This is a genomic window from Cognataquiflexum rubidum (assembly GCF_022538115.1).
Classification (GTDB): Bacteria; Bacteroidota; Bacteroidia; order Cytophagales; family Cyclobacteriaceae; genus Cognataquiflexum; species Cognataquiflexum rubidum.
This window is the reverse complement of sequence record NZ_JAKZAL010000033.1, coordinates 1-17,238: the sequence shown is the minus strand read 5'-3', so window position 1 is coordinate 17,238 and position 17,238 is coordinate 1. Positions and strand designations below refer to the sequence as shown.

General features: G+C 42.7%; 10 protein-coding genes. 7 read left to right on the top strand and 3 right to left on the bottom strand.

Annotated elements, in window-relative coordinates; genetic code table 11:
- The first annotated feature begins 63 nt into the window (after positions 1–63).
- From MMU05_RS21840 to MMU05_RS21810, 7 genes are all read left to right on the top strand, one after another.
- Positions 64–2,517, top strand: a complete 2,454-nt coding sequence (locus MMU05_RS21840) for a TonB-dependent receptor (RefSeq protein WP_241143783.1) — start codon at positions 64–66, stop codon at positions 2,515–2,517.
- A 32-nt stretch (positions 2,518–2,549) separates the two neighbouring features.
- On the top strand, positions 2,550–3,590 hold the full coding sequence (locus MMU05_RS21835) for a DUF4249 domain-containing protein (RefSeq protein ID WP_241143782.1): 1,041 nt from the start codon (positions 2,550–2,552) through the stop codon (positions 3,588–3,590).
- A gap of 510 nt (positions 3,591–4,100) precedes the next feature.
- Positions 4,101–4,850, top strand: coding sequence for a DUF6733 family protein (locus tag MMU05_RS21830; protein ID WP_241143781.1), 750 nt, complete (start codon positions 4,101–4,103; stop codon positions 4,848–4,850).
- Between the two features lie 406 nt (positions 4,851–5,256).
- Positions 5,257–7,182 carry a molecular chaperone DnaK gene (gene dnaK / locus MMU05_RS21825; protein ID WP_241143780.1) on the top strand — a complete coding sequence of 642 codons (1,926 nt, stop codon included), beginning with the start codon at positions 5,257–5,259 and terminating at the stop codon, positions 7,180–7,182.
- A gap of 474 nt (positions 7,183–7,656) precedes the next feature.
- A complete protein-coding gene (locus tag MMU05_RS21820) occupies positions 7,657–10,395 on the top strand; it encodes a DUF1553 domain-containing protein (RefSeq protein ID WP_241143779.1) in 2,739 nt (912 codons plus the stop codon).
- A 1-nt stretch (position 10,396) separates the two neighbouring features.
- On the top strand, positions 10,397–11,905 hold the full coding sequence (locus MMU05_RS21815) for a DUF1501 domain-containing protein (protein ID WP_241143778.1): 1,509 nt from the start codon (positions 10,397–10,399) through the stop codon (positions 11,903–11,905).
- Positions 11,906–11,914: 9 nt separating this feature from the next.
- Positions 11,915–13,312 carry a c-type cytochrome domain-containing protein gene (locus MMU05_RS21810; protein WP_241143777.1) on the top strand — a complete coding sequence of 466 codons (1,398 nt, stop codon included), beginning with the start codon at positions 11,915–11,917 and terminating at the stop codon, positions 13,310–13,312.
- Between the two features lie 15 nt (positions 13,313–13,327).
- Here the strand turns inward: MMU05_RS21810 and MMU05_RS21805 are convergent, their stop codons facing one another.
- From MMU05_RS21805 to MMU05_RS21795, 3 genes are all read right to left on the bottom strand, one after another.
- Positions 13,328–13,678 carry a Spx/MgsR family RNA polymerase-binding regulatory protein gene (locus MMU05_RS21805; RefSeq protein ID WP_262917730.1) on the bottom strand — a complete coding sequence of 117 codons (351 nt, stop codon included), beginning with the start codon at positions 13,676–13,678 and terminating at the stop codon, positions 13,328–13,330.
- 137 nt (positions 13,679–13,815) lie between these two features.
- Positions 13,816–15,105, bottom strand: coding sequence for a glutamate-1-semialdehyde 2,1-aminomutase (gene hemL / locus MMU05_RS21800; RefSeq protein ID WP_241143775.1), 1,290 nt, complete (start codon positions 15,103–15,105; stop codon positions 13,816–13,818).
- Between the two features lie 11 nt (positions 15,106–15,116).
- Complete coding sequence (locus MMU05_RS21795) at positions 15,117–16,775, bottom strand: ABC transporter substrate-binding protein (protein ID WP_241143774.1); 1,659 nt, start codon at positions 16,773–16,775, stop codon at positions 15,117–15,119.
- Between the last annotated feature and the right edge of the window lie 463 nt (positions 16,776–17,238).

Below are 17,238 nucleotides of genomic sequence, written 5' to 3'. Positions count from 1 at the left end.
ATTTACAGATCTGATTTCCATTAAGCACAAAATTAAGTGAAAGCCAAAAGTCAAAACATTTTTTTGAATCAAATCCATAAATCCCATTTAGCCAAAAGAAATTCCATAAACCGGGTATTTTTGGCTTTGTCCTTTGTAATCCTATATTTCTCCCTAATTCCCAATCTCCAAGCCCAGACAGAATTCATCGAAGTGAAATTTGAACAAGGGGATCTACAAAAAAGAGCACAGTATTTTGTGACCGGAAAAGTCACCCAGTTGGGAAATGGCGAACCGCTGTCAGGAGTATCCATTCACATTGATGGCTTTTTTGCGGGAAACAACACAGACAGAATCGGGCAATATGTCATTTCTCTAGATTCGGGAAGGCACCGTATTGTATTCCGTCAGTTTGGAAAAAGACCCGTGCATTACCTGATCGAACTCTATGGAGACGGCCAATTGGATGTGGGACTGGCCAACCTTGATTTTGAGTTGGAGGCATTCACAGTCGAAGCAGATGAAAAGGACAGGAATATCCGCAGTCCGATCACAGGGGTGACCAAAATGGACATCAATGACATCAAACTTGTGCCGGCATTTATGGGTGAACCGGATGTGTTCAATGTCCTCCAATCCATGCCCGGTGTGACATCGGTGGGGGAAGGTTCGGCTGGAATGAATATCAGAGGAGGTCAGGCAGACCAAAACCTGATCATGATGAACGAGACTATTGTGCTTAGCAACAGCCACGCTTTGGGCTTTTTGTCTTCCTTCAACGGTGATGCGCTCCAAAACTTCACCTTATATAAAGGTGCTGTCCCGAGTTATTTTGGCGGACGGAGTTCCTCGGCGCTAAACATAGAGATGCGGAAAGGAGACAAAGAAAACTGGAAAGGAAGTGTCTCTTTGGGAACTGCCTTGAGCAAAGTATTGGTGGAAGGTCCGATCGTACCCGAAAAGACCTCGATGATTTTTGCATCCCGGCTATCCAACGCCAATTGGCTTTTGGATAGAGCCAAAGAAGTGGACGTACAAAACAGCAAAATAAACTTTCACGATATTTATCTTGGGATCAATCATCGGTTTTCCGAAAAAAACAACTTGGATTTTAACCTGCTCAATACCGGAGATTATTTCAGGTTTTCAAACCAATTTGGATTTGATTGGAACAATCTCGTGGGTTCCCTCACAAGCCGAAATCTGTTGACAGATGATTTGTCATTGGTGGGAATGGTGGCTTATGGCTCATTTAACAATGGCTTTTTTGAGCCTTCCACAGTGGATCCATCCAAAATCGAAAATGGGCTGTATTATTTCCAAGGGAAAATAACCGGACTGTTGACTTTGGAGAAAGTGGACATCAACTTCGGTGCGGAAGCCATTCAATACCACATGAGACCGGAATTTTTGAATCCTTTGACTCCTGAATCAGGCATTGTTGCCAAGACCGTCCAAAAAGAAAGGGGAATGGAGTATGCACCTTTTGTATCCGCGGACTGGAATCCAAACGAAAGCCTTTCCTTTTCCGGCGGAATCAGATATTCCAATTATGTGCAGCAAGGTCCTGATTCGATCTTCCGGTACCAAGAGGGTATCCCGATTTCTAGGTTGACGATTATCGGGGTAGATTTCGTAGAAAGTGGAAAAATCGTCAAATACAATGGCTTTGAACCGAGATTTTCATTCCGATGGACATTTGACAAAGTCAATTCTATCAAAGGAGGTTATTCTGTGATGAACCAATATCTACAGACCATCTCCAATGCTACAGGCCCCACTCCCATTGACCTGTGGCAATTGAGCACGACCTACATTAAGCCACAAAGATCCCACAATGCTTCTCTGGGATTTTTCAGAAATTTCAAAGAAGATGAATGGTCCACCTCTTTGGAAGGTTTTTACCGGACCACCGCCAACCAATTGGAATACCGGGATTTTGCAGATCTTTTTGTAAATCCACACATTGAAACCGAATTGATCCAAGGGGAAGGACTTGCCTATGGTGCCGAACTTTTGATCCAAAAAAACAGCGGCGGCATCACCGGTTGGCTTGCTTATACCTTTAGCAGATCCCTGATCAGAACAACTTCCGAGTTTCCTGAGATTCAGGTTAATCAGGGAAATTGGTTCGCGACCAATTTTGACAAACCGCACAACATCTCACTCGTCACCAACTTCCATATCGGAAGAGGACGGACTTTCAATACCAATGTCAATTTTTCATCTGGCAGACCGGTGACAGGACTTTCGTCCAATTATGCGGTCGGTGGAATCTTTGTTCCGAATTTTGGAAACAGGAATGAATTCAGGATTCCAAATTACTTCAGGATTGACTTCTCCTACCTGACCAATGGCTTTGTGAGAAAGTGGAATGACAAAATCAATTTTAGCGTCTATAACCTTACCGGGAGGAGAAATGCCTATTCGGTTTTCTTCCAACGGGAGGGCAGAACTCCCAGATTGGTACCTTATCAGATTTCAATTTTGGGATCAGCTTTCCCTTCTCTCACCTACACTGTTGCTTTTGGAAAATGATCAAAAATCATAACATATCATTCCGATTCCTTTTGGTATTCCTCTTATACCTGCTGCTTCCTGTTTCTTGTATTGACAAGCTTGATTTTGTAGGAGAAACAAAGGAGGGCCAATTAGTAATCTATGGTTTGTTTACCGACATCAACGAAAGGCAGGTTGTAAATGTAAGTCAGACGACTGCGACCGGATTGGCCCCAAAGGGAGTTCCAAATGCCCAAGTCTCGCTGCTGACCTCGTCTGGAGGCAAGCACCGGTATTTCTCCATCGGAAACGGTGATTATGAATTGTATGGTGTTTTTGCGGTCGAAGGACAAAGCTATGCTTTGGAAGTTGTTTTGGATGATGAGGTGTACCTGTCAAAATATGAAACCGTGCCTACATTGGTTGCGGAAGATGTGCTCAGTTTTGCCTTTGTAAATGAACCATTCCGTTCTGAAGCACCTGAATCAGTGTTTACTGTTTATTCGGAGACTACACTCCCAGCCACGCGAGATCCCATTTACCTGAGATGGGCAGTCGAAGAAACCTACATTTGGCCTTTGGTGTACCTTCCTGGCACTGGATTTCCACCTCCAGTTCCACCACCATGCTTTATCTCAGATGTCATCGAACCCAACCGGCTTAATTTATTTGACGGATCAGGAACAAGCACCCGTAGGACTAAACTGGTTTTGGCCAAAAGGATGGTGGACAATTCCTTTTTATATCCGTTTTTTGTCAGTGTCAAGCAGCTGAGCATCAATAGGGAGGCATATGAATATTGGGAAAAAATAAAAATCGTCATCAACAACCAAGGCTCTCTTTTTGATATCCCGCCTGCGCCGGTCTTTGGAAATATCGCCAATGTGGAAGACCCAAATGAAACTGTCCTTGGATACTTTGAAGTTGCCAAAACCAAAGTGACCAGGATTTACACCCTCCGGGCAGATGTACCCTTTTATTTGGTTGATCCTTGTCAATTTTTCCCCAATAAGCCTGATGACTCCTATGCTGCCGAATGTAAAAGCTGCAATGCCAGGGCACAGGGGAGAAGGTGGACTAACGACGCCCCTGACTGGTGGAAGTTTGACTGAATTTTGTTTTTGACGGGTTTTGAACGGCTGAAGCCCATTTTACCTATTTTTTCATAAAATCTTTCAGCACGACATATCCATTGATGAATTAAACCCGCCTATCGAACTGTGTATGTTTTTATTAATCCTGTTTTTTTAAGCTTTATGCCCATTATAGAAGAACCGCATTTTAAGAATTCAAGAAAGAATCCATAGAGAGCGCCATTTTATTGTAAGTAATTATCGCTTTTTCCTCATTAGGTTGGTAAAGCACCTAAAGGCTCAAATTAAACTCAGTAAGTCCATTGCAGGTAATAAAATCCAATTATGTTCTATCAAATTAACAGACGGATTTGTTATGAAAATGACAATCTAAAAATTATTGGTTATTTTTTTAACATATAAATGACATTTTTATTGCATTTTTAAAATTCATGGGTAATTTAGTACCCATGATTTATATTTTATAAGATCATTTATAAAAATATGGTCATAAAAACAACCTAATCAATACCAAAACCTATTACACCTATGAAAAACAACTTAACAAACCTTCTTAAAGGAGGAACAGTACTTGGCATGATGCTTATGGTACTATCTATGACAAGCGTAATGGCGCAGGAGGAAGAAGAAGAAGACGACTTCACCTTTAACGTCACCCTGAATTCCGATCAGTTTTTCGGATTTTATCCCGTCTTTCAAGGGGGATACAGTATCAGTGAAAAAACTGACTTTACATTTTATGGCATCCTTTGGTCCGGCGGTACAGGCGGCAGATGGGGTAACTGGACTGAATTTGGAGTCGGTTTCAATTTTAAAGTTGCTGAAGGAATTGCAGTAAATCCTCAAATCGGTATTTTGGGAGGAAACCTGCTTTCATCCGGTACAGCAGGTAGTGGTCGGTTGGGAGACGGTATTGTTCCAAACCTGACTGTCAATTTGAATAAAACCAAAACTGAAGGACAGATTTATGCAGGCTTTTATGCGCCATTGCGAAATGAGGCTCCTCCGGCGCCTGGGACAACTTTATCTTTCCTTCACTATTGGGTGAATTATGGATACAAAGTTTCTCCCTTTTTCTCTTTGGGTGCACATTATGAGCACCTGATCAATACGGGCGGATCAAATGTCGAAACCTCCACTGATACCTATCAATGGTTAGGCCCCTACATCCAATTTACAAAACCAACCGGCGGACCTTTTGCAAGATTTTCGTTTGGTACCGATTTGGTTGAAGGAAACGATTCATTCTTCAAGCTGACTACAGGTTTCAGCTTCTAACACACGACAACAGGGCCGGTTTTTTACCGGCCTTTTTTTTAAAAAGGATACCAGCCTTAAAATCACCCCACCACAAATTTTCTAAAAGCTATCCCCCTATTGAACATCCACCCACTCCAGATGAATAGGGGAGCACCCAATTTTTGCCGACCTTACATTTGCCCTTTTCTTAAAATCGATTTTCAAATAAGCCACCAAAAGCGATTCGCAACCTCACAGACCGAAAGTAAACAGGCGAAGTCTGCCATTTCCATGAAATATTTTCAGTGTGACGTAATTTTTTTACTAACCTATTGTCATTTAGTCTGTCAAACTGACACAATAAATAGTGAATTCCGGATTGGCACATGAGTTGTCTAATAGCTTTCAAATCAAAGTCGTAATCAATAACAGAAAATATAAAATCATGGGAAAAATCATAGGTATAGACTTGGGTACCACCAACTCCTGCGTTGCCGTAATGGAAGGTAACGAGCCAGTGGTCATCCAAAACAGCGAAGGAAGAAGAACCACACCATCCATCGTGGCTTTCCTAGACAATGGAAACGGAGAAAGAAAAGTAGGTGACCCTGCAAAACGTCAAGCTATCACCAACCCCTCCAACACCATTTCCTCCGTGAAGAGGTTTATGGGTAAAAAATTCTCAGAAGTATCTGAAGAGAAAAAACACGCTTCTTACAAAGTAGAAAAAGGGGCGAACGATACTGTTGTCGTTAAAATCGGAGACAGGTCGTACACGCCACAGGAATTGTCAGCCATGATTCTTCAGAAAATGAAGAGCACTGCAGAGGATTTCTTGGGACAGACTGTCACAGAAGCTGTCATCACAGTACCTGCATACTTCAATGATGCAGAACGTCAGGCCACTAAAGAAGCCGGACAGATTGCAGGTCTTGAAGTCAAAAGAATCATCAACGAACCTACTGCTGCCGCATTGGCATACGGTATGGACAAGAAAAATCAGGATATGAAAATTGCAGTGTATGACCTTGGTGGTGGTACATTTGATATTTCAGTTCTTGAGTTGGGTGATGGGGTATTCGAAGTGAAGTCTACCAATGGTGACGTACACTTAGGTGGTGATGATTTTGACCAAAAGATTATCAATTGGCTTGCCGAAGAATTCCAATCTGAAGAGCAGATCGACCTGAGAAATGATCCAATGGCGCTTCAGAGATTGAAAGAAGCTTCTGAAAAAGCAAAAATAGAATTGTCAAGTTCTGCTTCGACAGAAATCAACCTGCCATATATTACTGCTACCCAAACAGGTCCAAAGCACTTGGTGAGAACTCTGAGCAGGGCGAAGTTTGAGCAGCTTACAGCTGACTTGGTTAAAAGATCAATGGATCCTTGTATCAAAGCCCTTGCAGACGCCGGATTGAAACCATCGGATATTGATGAGGTAATCCTTGTGGGAGGTTCTACCAGGATTCCAAAAATCCAAGAGGAAGTAGAGAAGTTCTTTGGAAAGAAACCTTCCAAAGGTGTCAACCCTGACGAAGTAGTAGCCATCGGTGCTGCTATCCAAGGCGGAGTGTTGACAGGTGAAGTAAAGGACGTCTTGTTGCTCGATGTGACGCCACTTTCTTTGGGAATCGAGACCATGGGCGGCGTATTTACCAAACTGATCGAATCCAACACAACCATTCCTACCAAAAAATCAGAGGTATTCTCAACCGCTTCTGACAATCAGCCGGCGGTCGATATCCATGTATTGCAGGGAGAAAGAGCTTTGGCCAAAGACAACAGGTCAATTGGTAGGTTCCAATTGAGTGATATCCCACCTTCTCCAAGAGGTATTCCACAGATCGAGGTGACGTTCGACATTGATGCCAATGGTATCTTGAACGTATCAGCCAAAGATAAAGGGACAGGCAAAGAACAAAAAATCAAGATCGAAGCTTCTTCCGGTTTGTCTCAAGACGATATCGAAAGAATGAAGCGGGAAGCAGAAGCCAACGCTGCCACTGATAAAGCTGAAAAAGAAAAAATCGAAAAATTGAACCAAGCTGACAGTCAGATTTTCCAGACAGAAAAGCAACTGAAAGAATATGGTGACAAACTTTCCGATGGCAACAAAGCCAACATCAGCGCTGCCTTGGAAGGACTGAAATCTGCGCATGCTTCCAAAGATATTACCTCTATCGATTCTGCCTCCGAAGCTTTGAACAAAGCTTGGGAAGCTGCTTCGCAGGAAATCTATAACGCTACCCAAGGTGCAGGTGCCCAACCGGGACCTGATGCCAATGCAGGTCCGGGCGAAGGTACATCCAATGCCGGAGACGGTGTGTCTGATGTAGATTACGAAGAAGTGTCGGAAGACAAAAAGTAATCTTTTAATAACTCAATAATGTGACGGCATCCGTACGAAAGTATGGGTGCCGTTGTTTTTTTTAGAGAGAATTTCCCTCACCAGAAGCAAGACATAATCTTATTTTCATAAGATATCCCAAATCTCGCTTCTTGCCTCTCGCATCTAATTCTCTTATCTCAAGTATAAATCCTAAACATTCAAACCTTTCCTTCCAGTTGGCAGGACTTTCAGTGCTTGCTTGTTCTCGGTAACATTCTAATTTTTCACCTTTCTGCTCCCTAGCCCAAAAATCTTAAACCAAACAGACACTGAGTTCGAAGCGAAACAATATTCCAATATCAAAAAGTATCAATCAATATCGAATGATAAGAGAAGACGACTTTTATTTATTCATTTTGACCCATACTAATAATTGCTATTCCTGCTTCCAATAAAAGACATTTTGATATGGTGGCCAAAAATCATTAATTTGGTTGCAGTAGCTTATCCAAAATGACAACAAAGAATTTACCCGCTCTCCTTTCCGTTTTGCTATTCCTTTTGGTGGGAACCATCTTGTTTTTCAAAGAACCAAAAAGAGTGGATTTCAGTACCGATGTCAAACCCATCCTAAACAAGCATTGTATTTCCTGTCATGGAGGGGTGAAAAAAAACGGGGGTTTCAGTGTACTTTTTGAGGAGGAAGCTTTTGCGGTAACCGAATCGGGACAGCCCGCCATCATTCCCGGCCGACCGGGCCAAAGTGAAATCATCAGGAGACTTTATGAATCTGATCCCGAAATGCGAATGCCGTATCACAGACCCGCATTGTCACCGGAAGAAATCAAAACCCTCAAAAATTGGATCCATCAAGGCGCCTCTTGGGGAAAACATTGGGCTTATGTCCCTGTAGAAAAGCCTGAAGTTCCTTCCCCTTCACTTCGCTCAATTGCCTCAATTCTTGGAAAATCTCCTATTTTAACCATTGACCATTTTGTATTCCAAAAACAGATTGAAAATGGACTATCTCCATCTGCGGAGGAAGAATCTTTGCGGCTTTTGAGAAGGTTGGCTTTGGATATCACGGGACTGCCCCCATCAGAAAAATTAGTAGCAGATTGGAATGGCGGTAAATTAACCTATGACCAAGCTGTCAACCAACTCCTCTCCTTGCCTTCCTACGGGGAAAAATGGGCAACTTGGTGGCTTGACATGGCCCGGTATGCGGATACCAAAGGTTATGAGCGGGATGTCTCCCGCACCATGTGGCCCTATCGGGATTGGGTCATCAAGTCACTCAATGATGACATGCCATTTGACCGGTTTACGGTGGAACAACTCGCTGGGGATCTTTTGCCAAATCCAACTGAAGATCAGTTGATCGCTACGGCTTTTCACCGTAATACCATGAACAATGACGAGGGCGGTACGGAGGATGAAGAATTTCGGGTTGCGGCGGTATTGGATCGGGTCAATACCACTTTTGAGGTGTGGCAAAGTACCACTATGGCTTGTGTGCAATGTCACAGCCATCCTTATGACCCTTTCAAGCATGAGGAATATTTTCAGATCAAAGCATTTTTTAATAATTCGCGGGACGAGGACACCCATGACGAGGAACCAAAACTAAGACTTTATTCCGATGAAGAAAAAGCTCAGGTTCAAAAAATCAAAACCTGGGTGGCCCAAAACAGCAACAGCGAGGAAGCTTTGGCCAAGGCCAATTTCCTAACCTACCTTGAACCCAAGTACCACGCCCATCTTTGCGAGGATTTTGTCAATGCCGAACTGATCGATACCAAATGGCTTGGCATGTGGCACAACGGGACGACCTACCTCCGCAATGTAGATACCCAAAATTCCGATCAGCTCCTGCTGAATTATTGGGCAGATATAGACGGAACTAAAATGGAAATCCGAAAAGGCGGGCCTGAAGGTGAAATCCTGAGCGAATTTACCATTGATAAAACGGAAGGCCGGATTACAAGGGCTATTCCATTTGCAGCAATAAAAGGGAAGACGGACTTATTTATAACTGCTTCCAACCCAAAAGCAAAACCACAACAGTCTACTTCGGCGATAGTGTGGTTTGCGTTTATAAAATCACTTCCCGGAAAGGACAAACCTGAATACCTCAGCATCGAACAGCAGTGGAAGGACTTGTTAGCTACCAAACCTGTGACTCTTCCCATCATGATCGAAAATCCGGATTTCATGAAGAGAAAAACCAATGTTTTTGAAAGGGGAAACTGGATGTTGCTCGGAGAAGAAGTCTCCGCAAAAACTCCTGAAATCTTAAACAACTGGAATCCTGAATGGCCTAAAAACAGGTTGGGACTTGCCTATTGGATGGTAGACAAAGAAAATCCCCTGACAGCCCGTACTTTGGTCAACAGGGTTTGGGCACAAATATTCGGCCGTGGATTGGTCAATACCTTGGAGGATATGGGAACACAATCGGATCTACCTTCCCATCCGGAACTACTCGATTACTTGGCTTGGAAGCTGATGAACGAATATGATTGGAGCATCAAATCCCTGATCAAGGAAATTCTCAGCTCCCATACTTACAGGCAAAGCTCCAAAATCAGTCCCCAACTACATGAAAAAGATCCTGAAAACAGGTGGTATGCAAGAGGGCCGAGATTTAGGCTGAGTGCCGAGCAAGTCCGTGACCAAGCTTTGGCAGTGTCGGGATTGATCAGTGACAAAATGTACGGCCAAGGCGTCATGCCACATCAACCTGATGGAATATGGCAAACAGTGTATAATGGAGAATCCTGGAAAACAAGTGAAGGCGAAGACCAATACAGAAGGTCGGTTTATACGTTTTTGAAAAGGACCAGTCCTTATCCTTCCTTTATCAGTTTTGACGCCGGAAGCCGAGAAGTATGTATCAGCAAAAGGATTGTCACCAATACCCCGCTTCAGGCATTGGCGACTTTAAATGATCCGGTGTATATCGAGGCAGCTTTGAAACTTGGGGAAAAAATGTCCCAAGAAACCAATAAAGATCCCGGGACTGTCATTGCAGAAACCTATGAAAAAATGATGTTGGTGACCATTTCTGAATCCAAGAAGAAAAGCCTGTTGAACCTGTATCAAGAAGCGTTGACCAATTACAGATCCAAACCTGAGGAACTGAAAGAATTTTTACAAGACAAAAAAGTCGAAGGGAATCCGGAATTGGCAGCTTATACTTTGGTAGCCAATGCCATGTTGAACCTGGACGAATTTCTAACCAAATCCTGAAATGAAAAGGCTGGAAAACCTATTGACCGAGCTTCACCGCACGCAACTTGAAAAACAAACAAGGCGTCACTTCCTGTTGGACTGCGTCAGCAAAATGGGCGGTTTGGCCTTGGCACCCTTGCTATTTGGCTGCGAGACAAATCCCGGCGTGCCCAAAGTTCAGGGACTTCAACTTTCAGACAGGGATTTGAATCCCCTTTCTCCCTTGCCTCCTCCTTATTTTGCGAAAGCAAAATCGGTGATTTACCTTCATATGGCGGGTTCACCATCGCAGTTGGAGCTTTTTGATTTCAAACCTGAACTTATCAAATATAACAACCAACCTTGTCCGGAATCTCTTTTGGAAGGAAGGAAATTCGCATTTATCCGAGGTGTGCCAAATCTCCTTGGTCCCCAATCCAACTTTGCCCAACATGGAGAATCCGGCGCTTGGGTGTCTGATTACCTTCCTCATTTTTCAAAAGTGGTAGATGAAGTCGCTTTTTTAAAAGCCGTCCACACCGATCAATTTAACCATGGTCCTGCCCAACTCTTCATGCAAACAGGAAGTCCGAGATTGGGAAGACCGAGTTTAGGGAGTTGGGTTACCTATGGCCTCGGAACAGAAAATCAGAATTTACCGGGTTTTGTTGTCCTGACATCGGGCGGAAAAACCCCTGATGCCGGGAAAAGCGTTTGGGGCAGCGGGTTCCTTCCTTCTGTTTACCAAGGTGTCCAATGTCGGTCCAAAGGCGATCCGGTGCTCTATCTTGAAGACCCAAAAGGAATCAACCGCGACCTCAAAAAAACATTGATCTCCTCCATCAACGAAGTGAACAAAGCCGAATTTGAAGCATTTGGGGACCCGGAAACTTTGGCACGGATCAACCAATACGAGATGGCCTACAGGATGCAGATCGAGGTTCCCAATGTGATGAACATCAACGACGAACCTGAATCTATCCATCAACTGTATGGCACAAAACCTGGAGAAGAAGCCTTTGCAAATAACTGCCTACTCGCCAGAAAATTGGTAGAGAAAGGGGTTCGCTTTGTTCAGTTGTATGATTGGGGATGGGACAGTCATGGCACCGACCATGACACGGCGATTGATTTGGGATTAAGAAACAAATGCAACGAAATAGACCGCCCGATTGCCGCGCTTTTACTCGACCTCAAGCAAAGAGGATTATTGGAGGATACTTTGGTGGTGTGGGGAGGTGAATTCGGGAGGACGCCGATGCAGGAAAACAGAGAAGGAAAGACCATGGGATTCAAAGGAAGAGACCACCACGTAGACGCTTTTACGATGTGGATGGCCGGTGCAGGGATCAAAAACGGATCAAGTTTTGGCCAAACGGATGATTTTGGGTTTTCGGGTGTAGAAGGAAAAGTTTCGGTCCATGATGTCCACGCCACGATATTGCAGGTTTTGGGATTTGACCACGAAAAATTCACATACGATTTTCAGGGAAGGCCTTTTCGACTGACAGATGTGGAAGGTGAAATCATCAGAGACATTTTAGCCTAAAAGAGAACAATGGCGCTATTCATTCTCCCACTGATCGGACGCTTCCACCCCTTGATTGTCCATTTGCCGATTGGGTTTATTTTGTTTGCCCTGATCCTGATGTATTATCCCAGAAAGGACAAAAACCTGCTTTTTCCCACTGTGCAGTTTGCCTTGCTTTTAAGCACCTTGATGTCATTTTTTGCGTGTATCACCGGAATTATTCTCTACAATCAGGAAGGTTATGCTTTTGACACGGTTCAAAACCATTTGATTTTGGGCATTCTCACAGCCCTGACTTGCTTATCCCTTTTTCTACTTGTCAAAAAACATCAAACCCTATCGGATCCGAAAATCCATGTTGGTTCAGCAATACTTTTTCTTTGCCTGATAATTACCGGGCATCTCGGAGGCAATCTGACACACGGAGAAACTTACCTGACGGAGGTTTTGCCGGAAGGGATTCAGGAAACTTTCGGATGGAAAATGGAGGAGCAGTTTGAGCCACTTTCCCTTGATGGGGAAGCATGGGAGGAGGCTTTGTTCTATGAAGATGTAGTCCAACCAATTTTGAATCAAAACTGTCGCAGTTGCCATAATGAGAAGAACAGCAAGGGGGATTTGATCCTGACTTCCAAAGAAAGCTTGTTGAAAGGTGGGAAAAATGGAGAAGTGATCTTCCATAAAACACCTCTGAAAAGCGAACTTCTTGAAAGGATCTTGCTCCCTTTGGATCATGAAGACCATATGCCACCAAAGGAGAAAAGGCAGCCCGTAGAAGCCGAGGTTGAATTGGTAAAAGCTTGGCTGAATGCCGGAGCTTCTTTTGAGGAAACACTCGGCCAATCGGGAATTTCGGTGGATTTGGTTTCTTCTTTTTTTGTGAAAAATGAAACCTCTATTTATCCTGAAGTCCAACTCGAGCCACTGGAGGAGGATGTTTTGAAGGAATTGAAAGGTGAAGGTTTTTTTATCGAAAAGTTGAGCGTAACATCTCACTTACTCAAAGTCAGTACCATCAATTTCCCTGAGGCCGATAATCAGGACTTGGAATCTTTGGAGCCTATTCTTGCCTATATCACCATCCTTGATTTAAGTCTTTCGAATGTTACCGATGATGTTATTCCTCTTATTGGAAAAATGGAAAACCTCACAGTTCTCAAACTGAATGAGACAAAAATTGAAGGTCAAAGTTTTGAAATGCTGAAGGGAAATACCCACTTGATTCAGTTGCATTTGACCAAATCAATGGTCAGTGGGGACAATCTAGAGAAGCTGGATCCCCATCCGAGCCTTCAAAAAGTTTTTGCCTTTGAAACCCCTTTGGCCAAAGAGATCAACGTTGAAAAATTAAAGGTATTGAGTTTTAAGGTGGAGTTGGGAAATTTTGAATTGCCTTCCCTGCCAACAGATCAAGTGAAATATTAGCAGGAAAGGCAAATTTTATATTTTTTTCAAGATAGCTTCCGGTTCAAAACCCAAAATCAAATCTCCGTTGGGAAATTCAACGATTGGTCTTTTGATCATGCTGCTTTTTGAACCTAACAATGCCAAAGCATCCGATTCTTTTTCAAGTAAGGATTTTTCTTCGTCAGTAAGTTTCCTGTAAGTTGTTCCTTTTTTATTGACCAATGCTTCAAAACCTACTTTGGAAGCAAATCTCACCAACAACCCCGCATCAGGCGCCTGTTTTTTGTAATCAATGAATTCGTAACCAATCCCTTTCTCCTCCAAAAAATTGAAGGTCTTTTTCATGGTGTCGCAGTTTTTGATCCCGTATATTTTTAAGGTCATTTTGGTAGATTATTTTATCTTGATGTACGCTTCTTTGCCAGTAACTTAAAATTCTAATACAAACGGGTAGGAAGTCGGAAGACCGATGTTACAGACATACCTGAATCCTGCCGGGAATTATTATTTATAATATTTCCCTACAAGCTTTCCTTGAGGGATTCCTCATTGGCTCGAATGACCCTTTTGATCAGTTCATCATTCAAAGCAGTAGAAAGAAATAGACTTTCATATTGAGAAGGAGCGAGGTAAATCCCTCTTTTGAGCATGCCTTGAAAGTACTTTCCGAACCGAACAGTGTCAGATTTTTTGGCAGATTCAAAATCGAAAACCTCCTGATCGGTAAAAAACAGGCTATACATGCTCCCTATGTGGTTGATCCGATAATTCAGTCCTAGTTTGTCCAGGGAGGTTTGAAATCCTTTTACCAATTTATCCCCGATATTGTTTAACGTGGTATAAACCTCAGGATTTTGATTTAGGTGTTTCAGCATCGTAAGACCCGCCGCCATGGCAATGGGATTGCCGGAAAGTGTTCCTGCCTGATAGACAGGACCTGCCGGAGAGACAAACTCCATGATTTCCTTCTTCCCACCATAAGCCCCGACAGGAAGACCTCCCCCTATGATCTTTCCGAGAGTAGTCATATCAGGAATTACCCCAAAAAGTTCTTGGGCACCGCCTTTTGCAAGCCTGAATCCGGTCATGACTTCGTCAAATATCAGGACAATTCCTTCCCTATTACAGATTTTTCTTATTCCTTGGAGATAACCATCTTTTGGTAGGACAAGTCCCATATTGCCTGGAACAGGCTCCAAAATCAAAGCAGCAATTTCACCTTTATTGGCGGCAACAAGCTTTTCGATGGCTTCGAGGTCATTGTATGGGGCAAGGAGGGTGTCTTTTGCTGTACCTTTGGTCACTCCCGGTGAATCCGGATTGCCCATTGTAATCGCTCCTGAGCCTGCAGAAATCAAAAAAGAATCTCCATGACCATGGTAATGGCCTTCCATTTTGATGAACTTGTCTCTTCCCGTGTATCCTCTTGCTACCCTGATAGCGGACATGGTGGCTTCCGTGCCGGAATTCACCATTCTGACCTTTTCGACAGAGGGTACCATACTTGCAATCAACTCCGCAATTTCAACTTCTTTTGCTGTAGGCGCCCCATAAGATGTCCCAAATTCCAAAGCCCTGATGATGGCTTCTTTGATCATCGGGTGATTATGTCCAAGAATCATCGGGCCCCAGCTATTGATGAGCTCAATGTAGGCATTATCATCTTCGTCATAGATATAAGCTCCGTCAGCTCTTTTGATAAAAATCGGATCTCCCCCTACCGCCCTGAACGCACGAACGGGAGAATTGACTCCTCCCGGTATATATATTTTAGCCTTTTCAAACAAAGCTTTACTATGGGTAATCTTCATGTATTTGTTCTTTAATTAACTTCTAATTTTCCATTATTCAATCTTAACACAGGAACGTATCGGTTGTTATTGGAATCTCTAAAATCAAAACCATAAGTAATTTTCCCTTGACTAAAGCCGTTATTATTCAAGTTACTTCTAAAATCAAAACCTTCTACCGGGCTTATTGTCTGCGCTATCCAATTTGCAAGTTCATAGCCCAAATGCATATTTAGAGAGGGGAATTTCCCATATTCCTCATTGAAACCGGTTCTGAAACTTTCGAGGTTAGCGTTACTAAAATCAATGGAATTATTTCCCAAAAAGACAAAATTCTGAGTTTCCAGCATTTCATAACTGGCAAAATTGAAATAAAGCCAACTGTCCATAACAATAACCGGAACCTGAAGGTTTTTGGATTCCATATACCCAAATGTAGCTTGCGCAATATTGGGATCATCTGAAAGAATTATGACAGCATCTGTTTTAGAAAGAAGGTCTCTATCAAGTTGGATATTGTCAAAAAACTGGTTGATATTTTTTGGAGAAATCAGCGTTTTGGAAACTATTTTATAGCCTTGGCTATCGCTTTCCTCTACAATTTTATTTGCAAGTTGCTCATCACGGGAAGCAGCGGAATAGGCTATGGCAACCCTTTTTCCCTGAATGTTGGTTTTCAAATATTTCATCAGGCCAATACTTAAAGATGAAATGGCTGGCCTGAATAAATATGCAAAATCATAGCCTTGGATTTTATCATCCAAATTGGAAAGAGGATTGATAAACGGGATGTTGTTTTTTTGTGAAAACTGTAAAACGATTTCAGTTTCTTCAGGGTAAATTGGTCCGATTATAACATCTGCCTTAAGCAGGAATTCATCCCCCAAAATATTTTGAAGCCTGGCATTGTCCCTTTGCGTGTCGTAAGACCTCACATTGATGCTATGCCCATTGGCAATCAATTCATCTAGGGCAAAATGGATTCCCTGATACAATTCCAAGACAAAATTCCCTTGGGAAATGGCTTTGACATCATTGCCTCCTGAATAATTGAAGGGCAACAAAATGGCTATATCAAGTACCTGAAGATTTTTATTACCTTGACTTGAGGAATTGACTGGATTATCTATAGTACTCAACTGCTGCAGGACGGCCTTTTCATCTGCAGACATGATGGATTGCTTTTCAAGCTGTTCTCTCAATGCTATCAGATAACCCTTGTTGTTTTGGAATTTGCTCAAGTTAGCAAGCAAAAAACTGACAGAAGCACTTTTCAAATATTTCAGGCTGGCACGCTCGCCAAGAGCAAAGATTTCAGGATTTTTGATTAAGGATAGTTCCTGTAAGGCTTCTGTATTTTTTGATTCTTCAAAATAGATCAATGCAAGGAGGTATTTGGCCTCGTCTTGTTTTTCCCATGCTTTATTATCTGCCAAGGGCTTTATGACAGATTTGGCGAGCTCACCTTGTTTGTTTTGAAAAGCAGCTTTACCAAAATAATATTGGGCATAAAAAGCCAATTTACCATATTTAGATTCCTCCATATATGGACGCATCAGCTCCATGGCTTCAGCATAATTCCCATATCCGATTAAAGTTTTACCTCTTTTATAGGCTGCTAAATTATCTTGGGGAAATGCATTAGAAGAAAAAGTTAACATTAAAACCAATAAAAAGATATACGTTCTCATAGGGGGATAATCTTAATTCGGCGATATTTTTATTCTCAAATCAAAGGCTAAGTTAATCCATTTCCTAGCAAAAGAAAAGTAAAAAATGGTTTCAGGGATGGTTATAAAAGGATATTGATAAAAGTCTTCTCAAAAGTGTTTTTTATATTCATTTTCATTTGAATTGGTTGGAATGCAATTACCTTAAAACGCAAAAAGACCCTCAGGATTGAATCTGAGGGTCTGAATAATGTAGCGGCGGCCTACTCTCCCGTGCGCCGCGGCGTACCTGTACCCCGCCACGCCTGCCCGCCCTTGCGTATCGGGGCAGGAAGAGGTGGATTGATATCATTACAGTAAAGGAAACCTCCAAAAACGCCAAAAGCCAGCTTTATGGGCTGGCTTTTTGAATAATGTGGCGGCGGCCTACTCTCCCGGGTGTAACCCCAGTACCATCGGCGCTGCAGGGCTTAACTTCTCTGTT